Below are 22,570 nucleotides of genomic sequence, written 5' to 3' on the forward strand. Positions count from 1 at the left end.
CTAGCGGTCCCGGTTGCGGGGGTGCCGCTTGGCCGTGCGTTCGTTGCCGTGTTTGTAGTTGCCGGTGAGGCGCGCCATCAGCTCCTGCGGATCGTCGCTGTCCACGTCGACCAGGAACCGGGCTGCGGCGGCACCCCGGAGCACCGAGGCGGGGCGGCCGTGGTGCAGCACTTCCACGTCCCCGTTCTTGCGGAGACGATAGGTGAATCCCTCGGGGGTGCCAGACATCGTTCCATCGTCCTCGCGGACCGGCTCGCACGCGACCGGATTAGCCGCTCCGAGGAGTCGTCGTATCGATCATCGCGAGGTGGGGTCCGGCCACCGACCGTGACCCGGATCGACGTGTCCTCGCTGTCGACGGCCGCCCGCGCCCCGGGCCGTCAGTCGTCGTACTGGACCAGGCAGAACTCGTGACCCTCCGGGTCGGCCATGACCACGACCACACCCTGTTCGTGGTCGTGCCGCTCACCGGTGTACCTGCCACCGAGGTCGATGACCGTGGCCATGGCCTCGTCGACGTGGTCGACGGCGACGTCGAGGTGGAGCCGTACCTTGCCCGTCCGGGGCTCCGGCACCGGCTGGAACACCAGCCGTGGCTGTGGGTCACCCCGCTCGCCGAGGTAGACCCAGCCCTCCTGCGACGGGCCGGGTTCCCGACCGAGCAGGACGCCCCAGAACCGGGCCACCCGCTCGGGGTCGAGGCAGTCGATCGTGACACCGGACCAGACGTTCGCCATCGGCTGATCATGACAGAACGCCGGTCGGCCGTCCGGTCACGTCGCTGCCCGCCCGCCCGGCCTGCCGGGCGGGTCGGTCCCGGTCAGCCGTCGTCGCGGCTCGCCATCGCCGGTCGACGTGGTCCATGTCGCCGGCCTACCTGGTCCCTCGCGCCGGTGTGTCGGGACAGCTCACGCCTGCCGCACCACCCCGGCCGGGCCGGTGGGGCGTTGACCGCCCGGGTGGTCGCCGAGCAGGTGGCGCGGCGGGAGCGCGAACCCCGAAGCCCTAGACCTCCAGCCGCAGCCCGGCCCACCGGCCGCACCACCCCTTGGCCGTCACGCGCTCGCGTACCTTCGCGCGGCCTGCGGCGTGGTCGAAGGCCGGTGAGGGGCGGACGACCATGCCGACCAGGTCGGCCACGCCGTGGCAGCACACCAGGTGGACCGAGTCACCCCGCAGGGTGACCGCGACGCAGGTGGCCGTCTCGGGCCAGCGCGATATCGCGTCCAGGGTGCCGAGGTAGGGACCGTCGCCGTTGCGCAGGTGCATCCGTGCCTGGTTGCGGATCTCCCATGGCACCCCGGGCAGGAGCGTCGCGGCCCGGGCCTCGGCGCGGGTCTCCTCACGGGGGTCCCGCTCCTGCGGGTCGAAGTAGGCGACGTCCACATCGCGCGGCGGCGCGGCCGGCAGGTCGCTGATCGCGTCCCAGACCCGGTTGCGGACGAAGCCGGCACCGATCCACCAGTCCGGCAGACCGAGGTCGGCGGTGGCCCGGAGCACTCTCATCGCCGCCGGGTCCGACTCGATGAGGCCCACCACGTCCTGTGTGCTCACGACCACCCCGAGGAGCCTAGAGCAGCGCCCGTCCGGCCCGGGTCACCGTGGCCGGGACGGGTCGTCGCCGAAGGCCGCCGCGAGCGCCATCGTGATCAGGTCGGCCAGGTCGGTGCGCCCGTCGTCCTGTGCCCACCGCACCAACGCGGTGTGCATGACGGCCAGGCAGGCACTGGCCGCCGCCGCCGCGCGGAAGGCCGCATCGGGATCGGTGGCCTCGTCCCCGAGCCCGTCCACGATGGCCTGTTGCAGCAGGTGGTGGTTGTCCAGGTGCCGGGCGCGCAGGGCGGGCGTCGAGATCATCAGCCGCAGGCGGGCCAGCAAGAACCGGTCGTCACCGGCGGTGAGCGTACGCGCCGACTCGACGAGCGCGGTGCCGATCCGGCGTACGAGGGGCTGCCCGGCCGGTGTCGCGGCGATGCGGTCGGCGACCAGTGGCCCGTTCTGGTCGGCCAGCACGAGATCCTCCTTGGTCGGGAAGTGCCGGTAGACCGTCATCGGGGACACCCCCGCCGCCGCGGCGACGTCGTTCACCGTCGTGCCGTCGTAGCCGCGCCGGACGAACAACCGCACCGCGTGCGCCTGGATCATGCGCTGCGTCTCGGCCCGTCGCTGGTCCCGCAGGGTGGAGTGCCGCTCATTCACGTGATAGACACTACCTTGGTGATAGTGACTACCAAGTGGGGAGTGGCTCACACATGAGCGACCTGAGCGGCAGGACGGCCCTGGTGACCGGGGCGTCGCGGGGCATCGGACAGGCGATCGCGGTCCGGCTGGCCGCGCGGGGAGCGGCCGTCATCGCGCACTTCGGCACGGGCGAGGGCGGCGCGCTGGCGACGGTCGACCAGATCGGGCGGGCCGGTGGGACGGCGTACGCCGTCGGCGCGGAACTGGGTGTGGACGGAGATGTCGAGACGCTGTTCGCCGGGGTGGCGGCGAGCCTGGCCGGGCGACCACTGGACATCCTGGTCAACAACGCGGCAGCGCCACCCGCCGGCCCGCTCGGCGTCACCACCCGGGCCGCCTTCGACCGGCTGTTCGCGGTCAACGTCCGCGCGCCGTACTTCATCATCGAACGGGCGTTGCCGCTGCTGCGCGACGGCGGTCGGATCATCACGATCTCGTCCGTGGCGACCCGGATGGCCAACCCGGACCAGACGTCGTTCGCCATGACCAAGGGCGCGGTGGAGACGATGACCCTGGCCCTGGCAAACCAGCTCGGGGCCCGGGGCGTCACGGTGAACGCGGTCGCGCCCGGCGCCACCCGGACCGCGACCAACTCACCGGCCTTCGCCACGCCGGGCCTGGTCGAGTTGATCACCTCGATGACGGCCCTCGACCGGCTGGGTGGGCCCGGTGACGTCGCCGACGTGGTCGCGTTCCTCGCCTCCGACGCCGCACGCTGGGTCACCGGGCAGGTCATCGACGCCAGCGGCGGCCTCTTCCTGGGCCCGCGCGCCTGACGTCGGCCCGGCGACCCGCGATCGCCGGCCGGTTCAGGCCGGGACGGGGTGGTCCGCCTCGAACCGCTCCCGGGTGAAGAACGCCAGTTGGGCCCGCTTGTCGGGCATGTCGATCTCGTCGGCGAAGGTGAACCCCTCCCGTTCCAGTCGCCGCAGCGCGAACCGGTTGCGCACGTCGGGCTCGACCACGATCCGCAGCCGACTTGGGTCGCGGAACAGGAAGCGGGCCAGCGCCGGGCCGATCGCGTCGGTGAGCCCGCGCGGCGGTCGGCGGCCGGGGGCGAGCAGCAGGTGCATGCCGATGTCGCCGGGCCGCACCCGGTAGCGCTCGCCGACCGGGTCGGCCTCCGGCTGGTAGGTCTGGAACAGGCCCACCGGCGTGCCGTCCAGCCCGATCAGGTACGCGTGGTGGGTGCCCAGGCCGTCGACGTACGCGTAGATCTCACGTACCTCCTCGACGGTGTACGACCCCATGCCCCAGAACGACGCGCGGGGCTCGGTCACCCAGCCGTGCAGCAGCGCGGCGTGGGCGGCCGGATCGACCACGGTGAGGGTCAACTCACCGAAGCCGGGGATCTTCTCCTGGTAGGTCACGCGGTCCTCGTCTCGGGGTGCTCGGGTCAGGCCACGCCAGTCGGTGCCGACGGGGATCAGCTCGCCGGTGGCCCACAGGGGCAGCTGGTCGGCGAAGTGCGGGTCGTCGGGGCGGCCCGAGACGCCGAAGGGGACGATCCAGCGGCTCGCCGACCGGTCGGTCAGGTCCCACACGTACCGGGCGACCGGCCCGCGCCAGCAGGCGTCGGAGACCCCGGGCACGCTGGAGGTGGACAGCACGCAGTGGGTGTCGCCGCCGAGGTCGGTGCCGTCGCGCATCGCGGCCACCCGGTCCGTGACCGCCTCGGACACGCCGAGGTGCAGCGGGTGCAGCAGATGCCGCCGTCCCCAGGGGCCGGGTGGGTCGCCGGCCGCGACCTCCTCCAGCGCGGCGGCGGCGAGCGGTTCGACCGCACCGCCGAGGCGGGGCAGTCCGGCGACCACCCCCTCCACCGCGTGCCCGATCCGGGCCAGCGGGTCGGTCCACGGGGCGAAGAGCGGGTCGTAGCCGCCGGGGGCGTGCAACGGGCCCAGGGCGGGGTGCGCCGACAGGTGCCGGACCAGCGCGGCCCGCCAGGCGGCGAACGCCCCGGCGTCGATGCTGTCGGCCTCCATCCGGCCGTCCCAGCCGGTCAGCCGGTCCCGCAGCAGTCGGGCCGGCCCGCTGAGCGGCCCCGGGTCGAGCCGGTCGAGCAGACCGCGCAGGACCACCGACCCCAATTGGGTGTCCGTGTGGACGTCCGGCGCGGCGACGCCGTCGGCGAGCAGTTCGCGGATCCGGCGGGCCCGGTGCGGCGGGGCGAAGTCGACACCGAGTTCGGCGACGTCGTCACGCCGGTCGTTGGCGCAGACCGCCGGCTCGCCGACCGCGACCGGTTTGGCGGCGGCGTAGTCGCCGCGCCACCGGTAACGGGGGTCCCAGCCGGGCACCGGTTCCCGCCGGCACCCGTCGTCGCGGTGAGGCACCAGGCCGGCGACGAGCTGGTGCACCGCCCCGTGCCGGTCGGCGACGAGCACGCTGTTGACCGGTTCGACCCAGCCGCGCAGCGCGTCGGCGACGTCGTCGGCGGTGCGGGCCCGCAGCAACGGCAGCAGCGCGTCGAAACCGAGGCTCTCCGTCACCCGGGCCGGGGTCCGCAGGCTGAGTGCGTCGCCGGTGTGCCGGTCGTGGTCGATCACCGGGCCACGCGGGGTCTCGATCACCTCGACGGTCTCCGTCGCGCCGCCGCGTACCTCGATCCGCTCGTCGTGCCGGTGGGCGGGCACCCAGCCGTCGGCGTCGCGGACCAGCACCAGGTCGCCGTCGCGGCGCAACTGTTCGCGGTAGAGGTCCTGGTAGTCGGCCATCGCGTTGGTGACCGCCCAGGCGACGTCGCCGGCGTGCCCGAAGTGCGGCAGCCCCGGTACCCCGGGGAAGGCCAGTCCGACCACGTCGAACTCGGGGCAGGCCAGCCGGATCTGCTGGTAGATGCCGGGCAGTTCGAGCAGCCGGTGCGGGTCACCGGCGATGACCGGGGCACGGCCGGTCACCGGGTCGGCGGGCAGCGCCCAGGCGTTGCTGCCGGAGCCGCCGGGCCCCTCGACGGCGAACAGGTCGCGGGCGGCCGGGCCGAGGGTGGCGGCGACGTGGGCGTGCCACAGCTTCTGCGGAAAGGTGCCGAACAGGATGTGCTGGACCAGGAAGACGCCCAGCGGCGTCCACGGTCGCCACCGGCCGGGCGCGCTGCCGGTGGCGGCGAACTCGGGGGCCGCCGCCGCGCCGGTCGCCAGGCCCGCGTTGACCCCGTCGGCGTACGCGGTGACCCAGCGTCGGGTGGCCGGGGCGAGCCGGTCGAAGCAGCGCCGGGCGGTGTCGTCGAGCCGGGCCCGCCGGACGAACCGGTCCCAGTCGAGTGCGGCGGGACCGATGTGGGCGGCGAGCCGGCCCTCGGCCCGCCAGCGTTCGACCTCGAGCTGCCACGCCCGGTCGGTAGCGGTCACCCGCCCCTGCCATCGGGCCAGCTCATCGACGGTGTCGGCCCACAGGTGCGGTACGCCCCACCGGTCGCGGTGCACGCCGGCGGCCGGCCGGTCGCCCGGCGGCATGCCGGTCCCACTCTCCACAGGACTCCTCGCCTAAGTTACCCTCGCCTAACTTAGGCGGACCTTACCTGGAGGACGTGTGAAACGGAACTGGGAGGCCCTGGTGCTCAAGGCCATGGGCGGCCGGGACTTCCGGCTGACCGTGCGGAGCACCGAGCCGGTCGGCGGGCACTACCAGCGTCTGGTCATGGACGACGGTGGCCTGCTGGCGGCGGGCAAGGTGCACCCCACCATGTGGATCCGGCTCTGGTTCGACGACGCCGGCCGGGCGCACCAGCGGGCGTACACGCTGGTCGACCCGGAGCCGGAGGCCGGCCGGTTCACCCTCGAGTTCGCCCTGCACGACGGCTGCGCGGCCCGCTGGGCGAGCACCGCGCAGGTGGGTGACACCATCGTCGCCACCCTCCAGGGCAGCGCCTTCGCCCTGCCCGACCCGGCACCCGCCCACCTCTACCTGGTCGGTGACGCCGCCTCGCTGCCGGCGGTGAACAGCCTGCTCGACGCCGCGCCCGACACCCCCGCCACGATCTGGTTGGAGTACGCCCACGACGGGGAACGGGCGCTGGCCCTGCGTACCCGGGAGCAGCACCGGGTCACCTGGGTGCCGCGCGGCGACGACGGGCGGCAACTCGTCGACACCGTCCGGGCCGCGCTCCCGGTCGCACCGGACGCCCACTACTGGGTGGCCTGCGAGGCGACCAGCACCCGGGCCCTCACCCGGCACGTCCGGCGCACCCTCGGGATGGGCAAGCAGCAGCTGACCTCGCTGGGCTACTGGAGCGCCCGGTGAAGGGGCGCCTCGGCACGCTCACCACGCTCTACGTCACCCAGTACCTCGGCATCGGATTCATCACCGTCGGGCTGACCGCCATCCTGCGCGACGGTGGCACCTCACTGGACACCCTGGCCCTGCTGCAGTTCGTCGGCCTGGTCTGGCCGCTGAAGTTCCTCTGGGCCCCGCTGCTCGACCGGTACGGCTCTCGCCGGCACGGCCACTACCGGTCCTGGCTGCTGCCCCTGCAGGCCGGTCTGGTGCTGACCCTGCTGGCGCTGCTGCCGTTCGCCGATCCGACCCGGCAGCTCGGCCCGGTGGTGGCGATCTGCGCCGCCTACGTCTTCCTCTCCGCCACCCAGGACATCGCCGTCGACGCGGTCGCCGTCCGGGTGTTGTCCGAGGGGACCCGGGGCGCCGGCAACGGCATCCAGGTCGCCGCGAGTTACCTGGGCAACCTGCTCGGCGGTGGCGCGTGCGTGCTGGTCTACGACCGGTACGGCTGGGTGCCGGCGATCGGGCTGTTGGCCGCGCTGACCGCCGTCGGGCTGCTGGTGGTGTGGCGGCTGCGGGAGCCGGCCCGGGTCGCCCGGGTGGCCGGCACCGGGCAGGCGTACCGGGCGTTGCTGTCGGTGTTCGGCCAGCCCGGGTGCCGCTGGTGGACCTTCGGCGTGGTGCCGCTGGTCTACACCGGAGCCGGAGCGGCCTATGCCCTGGTCACCCCGGCGCTGGTCGACGCGGGCTGGTCGCTGGCGCGCATCGGCGTGGTCACCGGCGTGGTGATCAGCGCCCCGGCGATCGTGGCCGGCCTGCTCGCCGGGGTCGGCGTCGACCGGTTCGGCCGGGGACGGCTGCTCGTCGTCGGGGGAGCGGCCCTCGCGGCCTCCACGGCGCTGCTGCTGCCGCTGATGACCGGCCGGGCCCCGCTGGGCGCGACGGTGGCCGCGCTGTGCTGCTTCATGGCGGCGTACACCGTCGCCAACGTGGTGCTCTACGTGGTCAACATGGACTACTCGCGGCCGGAGACCGGGGGGTCCGACTTCACCGTGCTGTCGTCGTTCGGGCTGGTCTGTTCGTTCCTGGCGGCCTCCCTCGGACTGGCCGCGGCCGATCGGGTCGGCTATCCCGCCGTCGCGATCGCCTCCGTCGTGCTGGTCGCCCTCGGCGTCGTGGTGGGGCTCGGGCACCAACGACGGTTCCAGGGCACGCCGATGCGCGCGCCCGAGCCGGCGGCGGAGCCGGTCCCCGCAGCGGGTTGACGGCCGCGTCCGGGGTGTCGGCATTGACATGATTTTAGGTTAGGGTAGCCTAACTTGTAGATCAACTGGGCCACCAGGACGCCCCATGTCCCCGCCGCCCGTCGCCCCGCGTGTCCGTCACCGACCGTCGAGGACTGCCCATGAGCCTGCCCGGATCCACCGTCGAGGCCCCCGTGACCGCCCCGCGCCCTGTCCCGCCCCGCGCCCACCTGCTCAACGCCGGCACCGTCGCGGACTACCGTCGGGCCGTCGTCCAGGGCATCGAGCGGGTGGCCGCCCGGGTGGCCGAGGTGGACCGACCCGGGACCGGCGTCACCCCGGACGAGTTGGCCCCCCGGGTCGCCGGCATCGACCTGGACCGTCCGCTGGGCGACACCACCGCCGCCCTCGACGAACTGCACGACGTCTACCTGCGCGACGCGGTCTACTTCCACCATCCCCGCTACCTGGCCCACCTCAACTGCCCGGTGGTCATCCCCGCCCTGCTCGGCGAGGCGGTGCTCAGCGCGGTCAACTCCTCCCTGGACACCTGGGACCAGAGCGCCGGCGGCACCCTGATCGAGCGCCGGCTGGTCGACTGGACCGCCGAACGGATCGGCTTCGGCCCCGCCGCCGACGGCGTCTTCACCAGCGGCGGCACCCAGTCCAACCTGCAGGCCCTGCTGCTCGCCCGGGAGGAGGCGTACGCCCGGATCGTCGGCGGCGGCACCGACCGGCCCAGTCGGCCCGAGGTGCTGTCCCGGCTGCGGATCATCACCTCCACCGCCGGTCACTTCAGCGTCCAGAAGGCCGCCAAGCTGCTCGGCCTGGGCGCCGACGCGGTGCTCACCGTCGCCACCGACGCCGGCCGACGAATGCGTACCGACGAACTGGCCGAGACCCTCGACCGGTGCCGCCGCGAGGGTCACACCGTGCTGGCCGTGGTCGCCACCGCCGGCACCACCGACTTCGGCACGATCGACCCGCTGGAACGGATCGCCGAGATCTGCACCGCCGTCGGGGTCTGGCTGCACGTCGACGCCGCGTACGGCTGCGGACTGCTGGTCTCGCCCACCCGGCGGCACCTGCTCACCGGCATCGAACGGGCCGACTCGGTCACCGTGGACTACCACAAGTCGTTCTTCCAGCCGGTCAGCTCCAGCGCCCTGATCGTCCGCGACCGGCGGGTGCTACGCCACGCCACCTGGCACGCCGACTACCTCAACCCGGCCCGGATGGCCGAGCGGCGCATCCCCAACCAGGTCGACAAGAGCCTGCAGACCACCCGCCGGTTCGACGCCCTCAAGCTCTGGCTCACCCTGCGGATCATGGGCGCGGACGCGGTCGGCGCGCTCTTCGACGAGGTGATCGACCTCGCCGCCGCCGCCTGGCGGCTGCTCGCCGACGACCCCCGCTTCGAGGTGGTCACCCGCTCGCAGTTGAGTACGGTGGTGTTCCGCTACCTGCCGCCCGGTGTCAGCCGCGACGTCGTCGACGACGCCAACCTGTACGCCCGCGAGGCGCTGGCCGCCTCCGGCGCCGCCCTCGTCGCCGGCACCAAGGTCGACGGCGCACACCACCTCAAGCTCACCCTGCTCAACCCCGAGACCACCCTCGACGACATCGCCCACGTGCTCGACCTGATCGCCGAACACGCCGGCTGGTACGCCCGCACCTGCGCCACCGCCGAGCTGTCCAGCCCCGTCGGCTGACCACCCGCCCTGGAGAAACCCCTGTGTCGACCCCCGACTTCATCGCCATCGGGCTGGGCCCGTACAACCTCGGGCTGGCCTGCCTGACCGCGCCGCTCGACGATCTCGACGGCCTGTTCCTCGAAGCCCGCGACGACTTCGACTGGCACCCCGGCATGCTGCTGGACGCCACCCGGCTGCAGACGCCGTTCATCGCCGACCTGGTCACCCTGGCCGACCCGACCTCCCCCTACTCCTTCCTCAACTACCTGAAGGAATCCGGGCGGCTCTACCCGTTCTACATCCGGGAGAGCTTCTTCCCGCTGCGCCACGAGTACAACGACTACTGCCGGTGGGCCGCCGCGAAACTGCCCTCGGTGCGCTTCGGCCACCGGGTCACCTCCGTCGAGTACCACCCCGCCGACGACCGGTACGTGGTGCACGCCGTGGTGAACGGCGAACGGGTCACCCACCGGGCCCGGCACCTGGTGCTCGGCACCGGCACCCCGCCGCACGTCCCGGACGCCTGTGAGGGCCTCGGCGGTGACGTCATCCACAACTCCCGCTACCGGGAACACCGGTCGGCGCTGCGCGCCAAGCGCAGCATCACCGTCGTCGGCAGTGGACAGAGCGCCGCCGAGATCTACCACGACCTGCTCACCGACCTCGGCAGCCACGGCTACCAGCTCAACTGGGTCACCCGGTCGCCGCGCTTCTTCCCCCTCGAATACACCAAGCTCACCCTGGAGATGACCTCACCGGACTACGTGGACTACTTCCACGCCCTGCCCGAGGAGACCCGCTACCGGCTGGAGGGCACCCAGAAGAACCTGTTCAAGGGGATCAACGCCGACCTGATCAACGACATCTTCGACCTGCTCTACGCCCACCGGGTGCACGGGCCGGTGCCGACCCGGCTGCTGACCAACACCGAGCTGACCAGCGCCCGGTACGACGAGACCGCCGGCACCTACCGACTCGGGCTGCGCAACATCGAGCAGGACCGCGACCTGACCCTCGACACCGAGGGGCTGGTGCTGGCCACCGGCTACCACTACCGGGTGCCGGAGTTCCTCGCCCCGATCCACGACCGGCTGCGCTGGGACTCCCACGGCCGGTTCGACGTGGCCCGCAACTACAGCATCGACCACACCGGTCGGGGGGTCTTCCTCCAGAACGCCGGCACCCACGCCCACAGCATCACCTCGCCCGACCTGGGCATGGGCCCGTACCGCAACTCCTGGATCATCCGGGAGTTGACCGGGCGCGAGCACTATCCGATCGAGGAGCGGATCGCCTTCCAGGAGTTCGGGGTCCCGGCCGGCGGCACCTCGTGACCGACGTGGTGTACCGCCGGCACGATCCCGCGCTCGGCGAGTTCGCGCTGCGCACCCTCGACCCGGAGGGCGACGCCGGGCTGCTGCACGGTTGGGTGACCCACCCGAAGTCGGCGTTCTGGCTGATGCAGGACGCCGACGTCGACCGGGTCGCCCGGGAGTACCGGGGGATCGCCGACCACCCGCACCACGACGCGTACCTCGGGCTGTGGCGGGGCGAGCCGGCGTTCGTCGCCGAACGCTACGATCCGGCCCGGGTGGAACTGGTCGGCCTCTACCCGCCGGTCGACGGCGACGTGGGCATGCACTTGCTGTGCGCGCCCACCGACCAGCCGGTGCACGGCTTCACCCGGGCCGTCATCACCACCGTCCTGGACTGGCTCTTCGCCGACCCGGACACCCGACGGGTGGTGGTCGAACCCGACGTGCGCAACACCGCCGTGCACGCCCTCAACGCCGCCGTCGGCTTCACCGCCGTCGGCCCGATCCGCAAGCCGGAAAAGGACGCCCTGCTCAGCGTCTGCACCCGCGACCAGTTCCTGGCCGCCACCCGAGGAGACCTGCCCGCGTGAACCCCGCCGCTTCCGTGGCCCACCTGACCCCCGCCACCTGGGCCCACGCCAACCGGCTGCTGGTCGGCAAGGCGCTGGCCGAGTTCGCCCACGAACGCCTGGTCACACCCGCCCCCGCCGGCGAGGGGCGATGGGTCGTGCGCACCGACGACGGCACGGTGGACTACCACTTCACCGCCCGCCGCTTCGCCCTCGACCACTGGCAGATCGACCCGGACAGCATCACCCGGCGACGCGGCGACCAGGAGTTGCCGCCCGACGCCGTCGACCTCTGCCTCGAACTGCGCGGCACGCTCGGCCTCACCGACCAGGTGCTCCCCGTCTATCTGGAGGAGATCACCTCCACCCTGGCCGGCACCGCGTACAAGCTGGCCCGGCCGGCGCTGGGCGCGGCCGAACTGGCCCGCGCCGACTTCCAGGCGATCGAGACCGGCATGACCGAGGGGCATCCGTGCTTCGTGGCCAACAACGGCCGGATCGGGTTCGGCGTGCACGAATACCACGCGTACGCCCCGGAGGCCGGCCGACCGGTCCGGCTGATCTGGCTCGCCGCGCACCGCGACCACGCCACCTTCAGCAGCGCCGCCGACCTCGACTACCCCACCCTGCTGCGCACCGAACTCGGCCCGGACACCCTGGCCCGGTTCGCCGCCACGCTGACCGACGCCGGTGTCGACCCGGACGACTACCTGCTCATCCCGGTGCACCCCTGGCAGTGGTGGAACCGGCTCGCGGTCACCTTCGCCGGTGAGGTGGCCCGGCAGCGCCTGGTCTGCCTCGGTGAGGCGCCGGACGAGTACCTGGCGCAGCAGTCCATCCGGACCTTCTTCAACGCCACCAGCCCGCACCGGCACTACGTCAAGACCGCCCTGTCCGTGCTGAACATGGGCTTCCTGCGGGGCCTGTCGGCCGCCTACATGGAGGCCACCCCGGCGATCAACGACTGGCTCGTCGACCTGGTCACCGGCGACCCGGTGCTCGCCGGCACCGGGCTGACGATCCTGCGGGAGCGGGCCGCCGTCGGCTACCGCCACCCGCAGTACGAGGTGGCCACCGACCGCTACTCGCCGTACCGCAAGATGCTCGCGGCGCTGTGGCGGGAGAGCCCGGTGCCCGGCCTGGCCCCCGGCCGGCGGCTGTCCACCATGGCCGCCCTGCTGCACACCGACCGTGACGGACGGTCGCTCGCCGCCGCCCTGATCGCCGAATCGGGCCTGCCCCCGCAGGAGTGGCTGCGCCGCTACCTCGACGCCTACCTGGTGCCGCTGCTGCACAGCTTCTACGCCCACCGGCTGGCCTTCATGCCGCACGGTGAGAACGTCATCCTGGTGCTGCACGACGGCGTGGTCGAGCGGGTGATCTTCAAGGACATCGCCGAGGAGATCGTGGTGATGGACCCCGACGTCGACCTGCCGCCGCTCGTGCAGCGGGTCCGCGTCGCCATCCCCGACGACGAGCAGCTGCTGACCATCTTCGCCGACGTCTTCGACAGCTTCTTCCGCCACCTCAACGCCGTGCTGGCCGGCGAGGGGGTGCTCGACGAGGACGACTTCTGGCGTACCGTCGCCGACTGCGCGACCGACTACGCCGCCCGCGTGCCGCACCTGGCCGACCGGCTGCGCCGGCACGACCTGTTCGCCGAGGAGTTCACCCTGTCCTGCCTCAACCGGCTGCAACTGCGCAACAACCAGCAGATGGTCGACCTCGCCGACCCGTCGGCGGCGCTCCAGTTCGCCGGGACCCTGACCAACCCGCTCGCCCGTCACGCCCCGCCCCGATGAGCACCGCGCTGTCCGCCGTGCGGCCCGGCCCGGCGGTGCCGCTGCGGTCGCGCTGGCTGATCCTGGCGGTGCTCTGCCTCGCCCAGTTGACAGTGGTGCTCGACAACACCGTGCTCACCGTGGCGGTGCCGGTGCTCACCACCGAACTGGACGCCAGCACCACCGACATCCAGTGGATGATCAACGCGTACGCGCTGGTGCAGTGCGGGTTGCTGCTCACCGCCGGCAGCGCCGCCGACCGGTACGGCCGACGCCGGATGCTCGTCGCCGGCCTGGTGCTGTTCGGCGTCGGCTCGTTGGCCGCCGGGCTGGCCCGCTCCGGCGACCAGCTGATCGCCGCCCGCGCCGGCATGGGGATCGGCGGGGCGCTGCTGGTCACCGCCACCCTGGCCGTCGCCATGCAGGTCTTCGACGGCGCCGAGCGGTCCCGGGCGATCGGCATCTGGGCGGCCACCAGCGCCCTCGGCTACGCCGCCGGCCCGCCGATCGGTGGCATCATCCTCGCCCACCTGCCCTGGGGTGCGATCTTCCTGGTCAACGTGCCCATCGTGCTGATCTGCCTGGTGGCCGGCCGGGCGTTGGTGCCGGAGTCCCGGGACCCGGTCGGCGGGCGACCCGACATCGGCGGGGTGCTGCTGTCCACGGCCGGCCTCACCGGCGTGGTCTGGGCCATCATCGACGGCCCCGGACGCGGCTGGACCGCTCCGGCGGTGCTCGGCGCGGCCGGCGGCGGCGTGCTGCTGCTCGCCGCGTTCGTCTGGTGGGAACGGCGCATCGCCGCCCCCATGCTGGACATGCACTTCTTCACCGACCGCCGGTTCGTCGGCGCGGTCACCGGGGTCGTCCTGATCACCTTCGGCTCCACCGGCGCGCTGTTCCTGCTCACCCAGGACCTCCAGTTCGTCCGCGGCTACCCGGCCTGGGAGGCGGGGCTGCGGATGGTGCCGTTCGCGCTGTCCATCGTGCTGCTCAACCTGGGCGGCATCGCGACCCGGCTGATCCGCAGGCTCGGGGTGCCCGGGGCCATCGCGCTGGGCATGGTGCTGCTCTCCGCCGGCCTGACCCTGGTCACCCACGTCCGCTCCGACGGCTACGGCGTGCTGCTGACCGGACTGCTGGTGATGGGCTTCGGCTGCGCCCTGGCCAATCCCGCGATCGTCGAGGCGGTGATGAGCGCCATCCCACCGTCGAAGGCCGGCGTCGGCGCCGGGATCGACGGCACCATGGCCGAGGTGGGGGGCAGCCTCGGCATCGCCGTGCTCGGGGCGGTGCTCAACGCCCGGTTCGCCGCGCTGGCGCCGATCGTGGTGGCCGGCGCCGGGTCGTACCCGGCCGCGCTGGCCGCCGCCGGAGGCGAGAGCGAACGGGCGCAGGTGACCGACGCCTTCTCGTCCGCGCTGGTCACCGGGCAGACCGCCGGGGCGGTGGCGGTCCTGGCCGGTGGGTTGCTCGCCGCCGGGCTGCTGCGCCGCGCCGAGCGCACCCGCTGAGCGTCGGGGCCCTCAGCGAGCGGGACCCGGGGCCGTCCCCACCGGCCAGGCAGCCGGAATCCGTTCCAGCACCCCACCGGCGAACACGTCACGCAACCCGAGCGGCTTGAGGTGGACGTACCCGATGTGGCAGTCGCAGAGCGCGGCGTCGCAGGCCCGGGGCTTCAGGGCGGCGCGCCACGATCCGTCGTAGAGGTTGCCGATCGGCGCGGGCCGGAAGTGGCAGCGGCGCACCGTGCCGTCACCCGCGACCGAGATCGCCGTCTCCCCGGCGTGGCAGGGCCGGTCGAGCGACGGGTGCGCACGGACGCTCCACCCGAACAGCGGGTCCAGCGCCGTCCAGGCCGCCTCCTCCTCGGCGGAGTAGTGGTGCCCGTCGGCGGCGTTCACCCAGAGGTAGACCGCCTCGGGCAGGGCGGTGCGCAGCGCCCGCGCCTCGGCCAGGTGTGCGGGCAGGCCGACCACGCCGACCGAGTAGCGCACGCCCAGCGCGGACAGCCGGGCGCAGCGGGCGAGGAAGCGGTCCCGGGCGACCTGCCCCGGGTGGTACGTCGTCCACAGCGCCGCCGTCGCCCGGTCGGCGTCGGCCAGCCAGTCCACCCGGGCGGCCAGGTTGGTCTGGATGACCACCCGATCCACGTGCGGCAGGTGCGAGAGCGACACCATGGCGTCCCGGTACCAGCTGCGGGTCAGCCCCTCGCCCCACGGGGTGAACAGCACCGACAGCCGCCGGTCGGTGGTGGCCGCCACCCAACCGGTGAACCGCTCCAGCGCGGCCCGGTCGGCGCGCAGCAGCTCCGGCGGGTCGACCCGCTTGGCGAAAGGGCAGTACGGACAGTCGTAGTTGCAGCTCGCCAGTGGCCCCCGGTAGAGCACCGCCAGCTCCGCCCCGACGTCGGCGGGTCCGGCACACCTCGGCTGCGCCGCCCGGGACGCGACGGGCTGCACCGGCAGGGCCGCCCGGGGTGGGACCGGGTGCAGCGGGAGCGGGGTGGCGGGTGTCATCGGGGCACGTACCCGGTCATCGCCTGGTGGACGCGGGCGGAGGTCAGCCACGGGCCGATCGCGTCGGAGCGGGCCAGCCCGGCCGGGGTGAGCCGCAACCCGTCGGCGCGGGCCCAGCCCCGGGCGGCCAACCGCCCCAGCTCGGGGAAGTCCTCGCCCGGCGGCCGGCCGAACCGGGCGGCGTAGGCCGCCGCGTCGACCCCCTCGGCGCGCAGCAGCGACTTGAGCAGCCACCGGCGACGCTGCTCGGCGCCGTCGAGGGCGAAGCCGAACTCGGCACACCGGAAGTCGTCGGCCGGGCGGGCCAGGTAGTCGTCCAGCACCGCCCGGACCTGCGACACCGCGACCGCGTAGTCGAACGAGTAGTGCAGGGCGGTGGTGTAGGAGCGCGCCCCGCACCCGAGCCCGACCATGCCGTCGTCCTGGCAGCAGTAGTCCGGCCCGTCCGGGGCCGGCACGTCGGCGCGGCGGAACTGCCGCATCGACTCCTGGCGGTAGCCGGCCGCACCGAGGATCTCCACCGCCTGCCGGTAGAGGGCCAGCCGGTGGGCGTCCCAGTCGGCCCGGCCGTGCGCCCGCCGACCCAGCCCGGTCAACGGCCGGACATAGAGCGGATAGAGATACAGCTCCTCCGGCCGCCAGGCCAGCGCCGCGTCCAGGCTCTCCTGCCAGGTCGCCGCCGTCTGCCCGTCGATGCCGTAGATCAGGTCGATGTTCAGCACCGGGACGGCCGCGTCGCGGATCGCGCCGAGCGCCGCCTCCACCTCCACGCGCCGCTGCGGGCGGCCGGCGGCCCGCGCCTCGACGTCGAGGAAGCTCTGCACCCCGATGCTCACCCGGTGCACCCCGTGCGCCGCCAGCACCGCCAGCCGGTCCGGCGTCGCGGTGGCCGGTGAGGTCTCCACCGACAGCGGTACGCCCGGCAGCCGGGCCCCCGAGGTGCCCGTGACGATGTCGAACAGCTCGGTCAGCTCGTCGGCGGTCAGATAGGTCGGGGTGCCCCCGCCCAACGCCACCCGGGCGTACCCGGCGTCGTCGCCGAGCGCGTCGGCGACCCGTTCGGCCTGCCGGCGCAGCTGCCGCAGGTAGGCCGTCACCTGCTCCTGCGGCGCGTTGGCCCGGGTGAACAGGTTGCAGAAGCCGCAGCGCATCTCGCAGAACGGCAGGTGCACATAGAGGAACAGCGCGTCGCGGGCCTCGGCCCGCCACACGTCGGCCAGCAGCGGCCGGGGCCGCAACGCCCGGTACGAGGTCTTGTGCGGGTACGCGTAGAGGTACTGCTGGTACGGCGAGCCGTCGAGGCCCGTGTCGGCGCTGGTCACCATTCCCCCGGTCGCAGAGTGAAGTGGGCGTACGGGACGGTCCACACCACGTCGTGGCCGATCCGGTGGCCGGTGTGGCCGTCCTCGCCGTACGCGGTGCCGTGGTCGGAACAGATGATCGTGAACACCGGCCGCCCCCGGCCGGTGAGCAGGGCGAACAGCCGGTCGACCCGGGAGTCGACGTACTCCAGGGCGGCGGCGTGACTGTCCCGGCTGTCCTGCGCCGCGCCCGGCAGGTGGTGCCGGTTGGGCTGGTGCAGCGCGGCGACGTTGAGGAAGGTGAACACCGGCCGGTCGACCGGCTGGCCGGGCAGCACCTCGGCCAGCCGGTCGAGCTGGGCGTCCAGGCAGGTGGGGGAGGTGACCCCGAACTCCGGCTCCCAGTGCGCCTCGGCGAACAGGCCGGGCAGCACCGCCCCGAGCGGGCTGCGCCGGTTGAAGAAGCCCACCCCGCCCAGGCAGAGCGTGTGGTAGCCGGCCCTGTCCAGCGCGGTGGGCAGGTCGGGGGCGTCGAAGACCCAGGTGTCCCCGCCGGCGGTCTCGCTGCCCGGGAACGCCGCCGCGTACAGCCGCTCGTGCCGGCCCGGGCCGGCCGGGGTGGGCAGGAAGCCGGCGAAGAAGGCGTGGTGCGCGGCGTAGGTGAAGCTGGCGGGGGAGTGCCGTCGCTCCCACCGCCCACCGGGCAGCACCCGCGCCAGCCTGGGGGTCCGCCCCGCCCCGGCCAGCTCGGCGGCCACGTCGAAGCGCAAGGTGTCCAGGGTGACCAGGCAGATGTCGTGACTGCCGATCAGCGTGCGCATCCGACCTCCTCCCGCCGCGTCGTCGCCGGTCCGCCGGCCGTCGGGCGGGCCGGCCCCGTCGCCGGGCCGGCCACCGCGTCGCGCCCGGCCGGCCCGGTCGCTGCCGTGTCGTCGCCGGTCGGGCGGGCCGGTGCTGCCGCCCGCCACCGGTCCCACCGGCCGCTGGTCAGCGCGTGCACCTGCTCGGCGTAGGTGTCCCGGCCGTCGGTCAGCACCCCGGGCAGCAGGTCGCCGAACGCGTTGACCTCGGCCACCGCGTGCCGTCGCCAGCCCACCAGGAACATCAGGTCGACCCCGACGTGCAGCGACCGGGGGAAGCACGCCGCCGCCTGTGCGCAGGTCCGCATCGCCGCCGCCCAGGACTCCGGGCCGGCCGCCGCCCGCAGCGCGTCCAGGTCGCCGCGGGCGTTGCCCAGGTGCAGGTTGGTCAGCGGTCCCCGGGCGGCCCGGACCACGGCGTGGGTGGGCCGGCCGGCGACCACCACCACCCGCAGGTCGACCACCCGGTCGGCCAGCCCGGCCTTGGGCAGCCACTGCTCCACGTGCAGGCCCTCCGGGGCGAGCCGGTCGACCAGCGCCGCGACGGTCGCCTCGTCGTCGTAGCGGCGCAGCCGCAGCGAGTTGAACAGCCCGTCCGGGGCGATCTCGATCGGGGTGACCGCCTGCACCCGGCGTGGCCCGACCGCGAGCGCGATCACCCCGGCCGCCGACGACCCGTGTGCCGGCTTGACGAACACCCGGGGCCAGCCGGCCGCCGCCATCGCCGCCCGCAACTGCGGATAGCCCTCGACCGGCGGCAGCGCCGCCGGCACCGGCACCCCGGCGGCCGACAGCAGCGCGTGGCAGCGGCGCTTGTCGCACAGCGCCGCCACGTCGTCGGAGTGGTTGAGCAGCGTCGCGCCCCCGGCGGCCACCCGGCCCATCCCGGCCACCAGCCCGGCGTACGTGTCGGCGAGGCCGATCAGCTCTCCGTGCCGGGCGGGGGTGGCCGCGCCGCGCAGCAGCCGGTCCACCTCCGCGTCCTCGCCGGGGGAGTCGACCCGAACCAGGGCATCGGCGTCCGGCGGGGCCGACCCGGTGAGCACCCGCGCCCAGGGCAGCACCGCCGGGTCGGGCAACCCCGCCTCGCGCACGGACCGCCGGAACAACGCGACCCGCCGGTTGTCGGGGTTGCCCACCACGGTCAGTCGCATGTCACTCCGACACCGCCGTGTAGCGGTAGAAATCCCCGTCGTCCTCGTCCGGTTCCTGCGGCTCGCAGACGTCGACCTCGACGCCGGGCAACGCGGCGACCACCCGGTCGGCAGCCTCCTCCGACAGGTAGTGGTGGTGCAGGTCGAGGGCGGACAGGTGGGTCAGGGACTGCCCGGCGAGCAGCGCGGCCAGGCCGTCGTCGGAGAGGGTGCCCAGCGACAGGTCGAGCCGCTCCAGCCGGGGCACCACGGCGGCGGTGGCGAGCGCGGCGGCGAGATCGTCGGTGATGTCGGCGTTGCGCAGCCCGAGCCGGCGCAGCGCCGGGAAGAGCCTGCCGGCCAGCAACGCGTCCAGGTCGGCCACGGTGGTGTTCCCGCCGTAGTCGTCGGTGCCCAGCCACAGGTCCAGGTGGTGCAGCGCGGGCAGCTCCGAGCTGAGCACCGCGCCGACGAACTCCCGGGACAGCCCGCCGCTCTGCACCGACAGCTTCCGCAGCCGCTCGTGCCGCACCGGGGAGAAGGCGAAGTTCTCGCCGCCGCGTACCCGCAGCACCTCCAGCTCCGGGTAGGCCGTCAGCAACGGACTGACATCGCCGACCCGCATCCAGGAGACCTCGCACTCCTCGGTGACCATGTCGCCGAGGAACAGGGCCCGCAGCCGGGGCAGCCGGGGAGCCGCCGCGCAGAGCTGGGCGATCGGGGCGTGGTGGAACGCCGCGTATCCCCAGGCCCCGACGACCAGCGCCTCGACGCGGTCACCGACCTGCTCGACGAACCGGTCGAACCGGTCCCGGAACTGCGCCGACAGGGTGTCCTGCCGGGTGTTCCCGTCGAAGTGCCAGTCGGCGATCCGCCAGCAGACCTCGCCGTCCACGACGGGCAGCGGCCCGTCGGCGGGGAACTCGACCACCGGCCGGCCGGCGAACGTCTCGGCGTGGGAACCGAAAGTCATCGACGCTCACTCCCCGACCGCGGTGAAGCGGTAGACGGTGCCGTGGTACTCGTCCGGTTCCTGCGGCTCGGAGACGTCGACCTGGACGCCGGGCAGCGCGTCCGCCAGCCGCTGTGCGACCTCGGGCGAGAGGAAGTGGTGGTGCAGGTCGAGGCGGCGCAGGTGGGTCAGCGGCTGCCCGGCCAGCAACGCCTCGGCGCCGGGGTCGGTGAACACCCCCATCGACAGGTCGAGCACCTCCAGCCGGGGCACCACCGGGGCGGTGGCCACCGCCTGCGCGATGTGGTCGGCGAACTCGGCGTTGCACACCGCCAGGTGCCGCAGCGCCGGCAGCCGGTCCCCGGCCAGGATGGCGGCCAGGTCGTCGACGCCGGTGTCCCCGCCGTAGTCCTGCCGACCCAGCCACAGGTCGAGCCGGCGCAGCGCGGGCAGGTCGCAGTCGCCCACCGCGCGGGTCACCTCGGCCGGCAGGCCGCCGGTCTGGAAGCCCAGCTCCCGCAGCCCGGTGTGCCGCACCGGTTGCAGGCTCAGCTCGTTGCCCCCGCGTACCCACAGCACCTCGAGGTCCGGATAGGCGGCCAGTAGCGGGGTGAGGTCGCCCTGGGTGATCCAGGAGATCTCGCACTGCTCGCTCACCAGGTCGGCCAGGAACACCGCGCGCAGGGCGGTCCAGTCCTTCGCCGCGTCGGTCAGCAGGTCGATCGGCAGGGCCCGCTCGTACGTGGAGCCCCACTCGCCGACCACCAGCGCGCGGACCGCCTCGCCGGGGACCTCCGCCCGCAGCGCGGCGACCAGGCCGGCGAACTCCTCCGGCTCGGCCTCGAAGTCCTCGACCTCCAGCCGCCAGGCGACGGCCGACGGATCGTCGGGCAGGGTCATCCCCGGTGTGAAGGGGACCACCGGCATTCCGGCGAACGACGACATGTGCGAACGGATCACGCCTACCTCCGGCTCGACTGGTGTGACAGCGGCGCGACCGTAACAGGCCCGCCCGACACGATGATCAGTGCCGGCGGGGCCCGGCGGCCGGGCTTCCACGCGGAGTGCCGGGCCGGTGACGCTTTACAGCGGCAGGCGGGTGTGCGAGTCTCGTGTCAGCGCTCCCACGGCTGTCCGTGTTCGGATACCCCGGGGAGTTCGCTCGTGAGAAATCGCACCCGGCGGGCGGCGTTCATCGTCGCCACCGCCGTCACCACCACCCTCGTCGCCGGTGTCGTCACCGCCGTCTCGGCGCAGGCCGCCGCCGGCTGTCAGGTCACCTACCAGGTCGGCTCCCAGTGGGCCGGTGGCTTCACCGCCGCCATCACGATCAAGAACCTGGGTGACCCCGTCAACGGCTGGCGTCTGGGCTGGACCTTCCCCGCCGGGCAGGCCGTCACCAGCGCCTGGGGCTTCACCGCGAGCCCGGCCAGCGGCAACGTGGTCGCCACCAACCTCGACTACAACGCCGTTATCGCCACCAACGGCAGCCTCGACGTCGGGTTCAACGGCACCTGGACCGGCAGCAACCCCGACCCCGCCGGTTTCACGCTCAACGGCACCGCCTGCACCGGCACGACCACCCCGACCACCGCACCCCCGACCACGCCGCCGCCGACCACCGCACCCCCGACCACCGCACCCCCGACCACCCCGCCGCCGACCACCGCGCCGCCGACCACCCCGCCCCCCACCACCCCGCCGCCGACCACGCCGCCCCCGACCAGCGGGACGCCGACGGTGGCGTCGGACGGCACCGGGAGATACCGCACGGTCCAGGCCGCCATCGACGCCGTGCCGGCGAACAGTTCGAGCCGGGCCACCATCACCATCAAGTCCGGCACCTACCGCGAGGTCGTCCGGGTGGCGTCGAACAAGCCCAACATCACCCTGCGGGGGCTCGGCTCGGCACCGTCGAACGTCGTGCTCGTCTATAACAACTCCGCCGGCACCCGGAAGCCGGACGGCACCACCTACGGCACCTTCAACAGCGCCAGCATGTTCGTCGACGGGGCGAACTTCGTCGCCGAGAACCTCACCATCTCCAACGACTTCGTGGAGAACTCCTCCGGGGTCGACCAGCAGGCGGTCGCGCTGCACCTGAACGCCGACCGGGCGGTGCTGCGCAACGTCCGGCTCCTCGGCGACCAGGATACCTTCCTGGTCAACGACAAGACCCGGGCGTACGTGGTGAGCTCCTACGTGGAGGGCACCGTCGACTTCATCTTCGGCGGCGGCACGATCGTCATCGACAGCACCTCGATCTACGAGAAGCGGTCGACCGGTGGGCCGATCACCGCCGCCCGGACGGCCGCCAGCAAGACGTACGGGATGCTGATCTACCGCTCGACGATCACCGGCGCGACGAACAACACCACCCAGCTCGGCCGTCCGTGGGGGCCGGACGCCCAGGTCCTCTATCGGGAGTCGTCGCTCAGCGCGACCATGAAGACCGCCCAGCCGTGGACCGACATGTCCGGCAACGTATGGCAGAACGCGCGGTTCCGGGAGTACCGCAACACCGGGCCCGGTGCCGGCACGAACGGCAACCGTCCCCAGCTCAGCGACGCCCAGGCCGCCACCTATACCCCGCAGCGGTACCTCGCGGGCAGCGACGGCTGGAACCCGATGTGAGCATCCTGCCGGGGAAGCGCGGCGTCGACTGAGCGTCATCTGGTGTTGACCGTTCCCCGCGTCGGTGCCTGACGCGGGGAACGGCCCGGCCGGGGGAACGGCAGGGCAACG

The 22,570-nt window shown here is 73.5% G+C and carries 20 protein-coding genes and 1 pseudogene; 9 read left to right on the plus strand and 12 right to left on the minus strand.

Going from position 1 to position 22,570, the window contains the following annotated elements; translation table 11 throughout:
- The 4 genes from GA0070216_RS05740 to GA0070216_RS05755 form a co-directional block, all read right to left on the minus strand.
- Positions 1 to 228 carry a hypothetical protein gene (locus GA0070216_RS05740; protein WP_091240024.1) on the minus strand — a complete coding sequence of 76 codons (228 nt, stop codon included), beginning with the start codon at positions 226 to 228 and terminating at the stop codon, positions 1 to 3.
- 152 nt (positions 229 to 380) lie between these two features.
- Positions 381 to 737, minus strand: a complete 357-nt coding sequence (locus GA0070216_RS05745; RefSeq protein ID WP_091240028.1) for a VOC family protein — start codon at positions 735 to 737, stop codon at positions 381 to 383.
- A 268-nt stretch (positions 738 to 1,005) separates the two neighbouring features.
- The gene (locus GA0070216_RS05750) at positions 1,006 to 1,554 is read right to left on the minus strand and encodes a nucleotidyltransferase family protein (protein WP_245722322.1); all 549 of its coding nucleotides are present in this window, start codon (positions 1,552 to 1,554) and stop codon (positions 1,006 to 1,008) included.
- A gap of 42 nt (positions 1,555 to 1,596) precedes the next feature.
- A complete protein-coding gene (locus tag GA0070216_RS05755; protein WP_091240036.1) occupies positions 1,597 to 2,199 on the minus strand; it encodes a TetR/AcrR family transcriptional regulator in 603 nt (200 codons plus the stop codon).
- Positions 2,200 to 2,252: 53 nt separating this feature from the next.
- On the opposite strand from GA0070216_RS05755, the gene GA0070216_RS05760 reads away from it, so the two are divergent.
- Positions 2,253 to 3,017, plus strand: coding sequence for an SDR family oxidoreductase (locus tag GA0070216_RS05760; protein WP_091240040.1), 765 nt, complete (start codon positions 2,253 to 2,255; stop codon positions 3,015 to 3,017).
- Positions 3,018 to 3,050: 33 nt separating this feature from the next.
- On the opposite strand, the gene GA0070216_RS35265 is transcribed toward GA0070216_RS05760, so the two are convergent.
- Both GA0070216_RS35265 and GA0070216_RS05765 read right to left on the minus strand, forming a co-directional pair.
- Positions 3,051 to 3,611: a GNAT family N-acetyltransferase gene (locus GA0070216_RS35265; RefSeq protein ID WP_245722347.1), complete on the minus strand. Its 561-nt coding sequence runs from the start codon at positions 3,609 to 3,611 to the stop codon at positions 3,051 to 3,053.
- A 24-nt stretch (positions 3,612 to 3,635) separates the two neighbouring features.
- Positions 3,636 to 5,696, minus strand: a pseudogene (locus tag GA0070216_RS05765) (penicillin acylase family protein); the annotation flags it as partial.
- A 76-nt stretch (positions 5,697 to 5,772) separates the two neighbouring features.
- Here GA0070216_RS05765 and GA0070216_RS05770 point away from each other — a divergent pair.
- From GA0070216_RS05770 to GA0070216_RS05800, 7 genes are all read left to right on the plus strand, one after another.
- Positions 5,773 to 6,483, plus strand: a complete 711-nt coding sequence (locus tag GA0070216_RS05770; protein ID WP_091240047.1) for a siderophore-interacting protein — start codon at positions 5,773 to 5,775, stop codon at positions 6,481 to 6,483.
- Positions 6,480 to 7,724, plus strand: coding sequence for an MFS transporter (locus tag GA0070216_RS05775; protein ID WP_091240050.1), 1,245 nt, complete (start codon positions 6,480 to 6,482; stop codon positions 7,722 to 7,724). Before GA0070216_RS05770 ends, GA0070216_RS05775 begins: the two co-directional genes overlap by 4 nt.
- Before the next feature lie 140 nt (positions 7,725 to 7,864).
- Entirely contained in the window at positions 7,865 to 9,415 is a 1,551-nt protein-coding gene (locus GA0070216_RS05780; RefSeq protein WP_091240052.1) for a pyridoxal phosphate-dependent decarboxylase family protein, read from the plus strand.
- A 23-nt stretch (positions 9,416 to 9,438) separates the two neighbouring features.
- Entirely contained in the window at positions 9,439 to 10,731 is a 1,293-nt protein-coding gene (locus tag GA0070216_RS05785; RefSeq protein WP_091240055.1) for a lysine N(6)-hydroxylase/L-ornithine N(5)-oxygenase family protein, read from the plus strand.
- 5 nt (positions 10,732 to 10,736) lie between these two features.
- Positions 10,737 to 11,303, plus strand: a complete 567-nt coding sequence (locus tag GA0070216_RS05790) for a GNAT family N-acetyltransferase (RefSeq protein WP_425413139.1) — start codon at positions 10,737 to 10,739, stop codon at positions 11,301 to 11,303.
- Positions 11,300 to 13,084, plus strand: a complete 1,785-nt coding sequence (locus GA0070216_RS05795; RefSeq protein WP_091240062.1) for an IucA/IucC family protein — start codon at positions 11,300 to 11,302, stop codon at positions 13,082 to 13,084. The genes GA0070216_RS05790 and GA0070216_RS05795 overlap by 4 nt, the downstream gene beginning before the upstream one ends.
- A complete protein-coding gene (locus GA0070216_RS05800) occupies positions 13,081 to 14,574 on the plus strand; it encodes an MFS transporter (RefSeq protein ID WP_091240066.1) in 1,494 nt (497 codons plus the stop codon). The genes GA0070216_RS05795 and GA0070216_RS05800 overlap by 4 nt, the downstream gene beginning before the upstream one ends.
- A 12-nt stretch (positions 14,575 to 14,586) precedes the next feature.
- Here the strand turns inward: GA0070216_RS05800 and GA0070216_RS05805 are convergent, their stop codons facing one another.
- The 6 genes from GA0070216_RS05805 to GA0070216_RS05830 are packed head-to-tail and all read right to left on the minus strand — an operon-like array spanning position 14,587 to position 20,785.
- On the minus strand, positions 14,587 to 15,579 hold the full coding sequence (locus GA0070216_RS05805) for an STM4011 family radical SAM protein (protein WP_176738845.1): 993 nt from the start codon (positions 15,577 to 15,579) through the stop codon (positions 14,587 to 14,589).
- Positions 15,576 to 16,901: an STM4012 family radical SAM protein gene (locus GA0070216_RS05810; protein ID WP_245722323.1), complete on the minus strand. Its 1,326-nt coding sequence runs from the start codon at positions 16,899 to 16,901 to the stop codon at positions 15,576 to 15,578. Before GA0070216_RS05810 ends, GA0070216_RS05805 begins: the two co-directional genes overlap by 4 nt.
- Positions 16,898 to 17,701 (minus strand): STM4013/SEN3800 family hydrolase, encoded by an 804-nt coding sequence (locus GA0070216_RS05815; RefSeq protein ID WP_091240948.1) that lies wholly within the window; start codon positions 17,699 to 17,701, stop codon positions 16,898 to 16,900. Before GA0070216_RS05815 ends, GA0070216_RS05810 begins: the two co-directional genes overlap by 4 nt.
- The gene (locus GA0070216_RS05820) at positions 17,689 to 18,894 is read right to left on the minus strand and encodes an STM4014 family protein (protein ID WP_176738846.1); all 1,206 of its coding nucleotides are present in this window, start codon (positions 18,892 to 18,894) and stop codon (positions 17,689 to 17,691) included. Before GA0070216_RS05820 ends, GA0070216_RS05815 begins: the two co-directional genes overlap by 13 nt.
- A 1-nt stretch (position 18,895) precedes the next feature.
- A complete protein-coding gene (locus GA0070216_RS05825; protein WP_091240073.1) occupies positions 18,896 to 19,846 on the minus strand; it encodes an STM4015 family protein in 951 nt (316 codons plus the stop codon).
- Between the two features lie 6 nt (positions 19,847 to 19,852).
- The gene (locus GA0070216_RS05830; protein WP_218108136.1) at positions 19,853 to 20,785 is read right to left on the minus strand and encodes an STM4015 family protein; all 933 of its coding nucleotides are present in this window, start codon (positions 20,783 to 20,785) and stop codon (positions 19,853 to 19,855) included.
- A gap of 204 nt (positions 20,786 to 20,989) precedes the next feature.
- Between GA0070216_RS05830 and GA0070216_RS05835 the strand changes: the two genes are divergently transcribed.
- Positions 20,990 to 22,459, plus strand: coding sequence for a pectinesterase family protein (locus tag GA0070216_RS05835; RefSeq protein WP_245722324.1), 1,470 nt, complete (start codon positions 20,990 to 20,992; stop codon positions 22,457 to 22,459).
- Positions 22,460 to 22,570 lie beyond the last annotated feature (111 nt).

Origin of the sequence: Micromonospora matsumotoense, from assembly GCF_900091525.1 — a bacterium.
GTDB classification, from domain to species: Bacteria; Actinomycetota; Actinomycetes; order Mycobacteriales; family Micromonosporaceae; genus Micromonospora; species Micromonospora matsumotoensis.

Bases quoted from the DNA above. Each gene is read 5' to 3' on its own strand.
- GA0070216_RS05740 (WP_091240024.1), bottom strand. From the start codon at position 228: ATGTCTGGCACCCCCGAGGGATTCACCTATCGTCTCCGCAAGAACGGG.
- GA0070216_RS05745 (WP_091240028.1), bottom strand. From the start codon at position 737: ATGGCGAACGTCTGGTCCGGTGTCACGATCGACTGCCTCGACCCCGAG.
- GA0070216_RS05760 (WP_091240040.1), top strand. From the start codon at position 2,253: ATGAGCGACCTGAGCGGCAGGACGGCCCTGGTGACCGGGGCGTCGCGG.
- GA0070216_RS05780 (WP_091240052.1), top strand. From the start codon at position 7,865: ATGAGCCTGCCCGGATCCACCGTCGAGGCCCCCGTGACCGCCCCGCGC.
- GA0070216_RS05800 (WP_091240066.1), top strand. From the start codon at position 13,081: ATGAGCACCGCGCTGTCCGCCGTGCGGCCCGGCCCGGCGGTGCCGCTG.
- GA0070216_RS05805 (WP_176738845.1), bottom strand. From the start codon at position 15,579: ATGACACCCGCCACCCCGCTCCCGCTGCACCCGGTCCCACCCCGGGCG.
- GA0070216_RS05815 (WP_091240948.1), bottom strand. From the start codon at position 17,701: ATGCGCACGCTGATCGGCAGTCACGACATCTGCCTGGTCACCCTGGAC.
- GA0070216_RS05820 (WP_176738846.1), bottom strand. From the start codon at position 18,894: ATGCGACTGACCGTGGTGGGCAACCCCGACAACCGGCGGGTCGCGTTG.
- GA0070216_RS05825 (WP_091240073.1), bottom strand. From the start codon at position 19,846: ATGACTTTCGGTTCCCACGCCGAGACGTTCGCCGGCCGGCCGGTGGTC.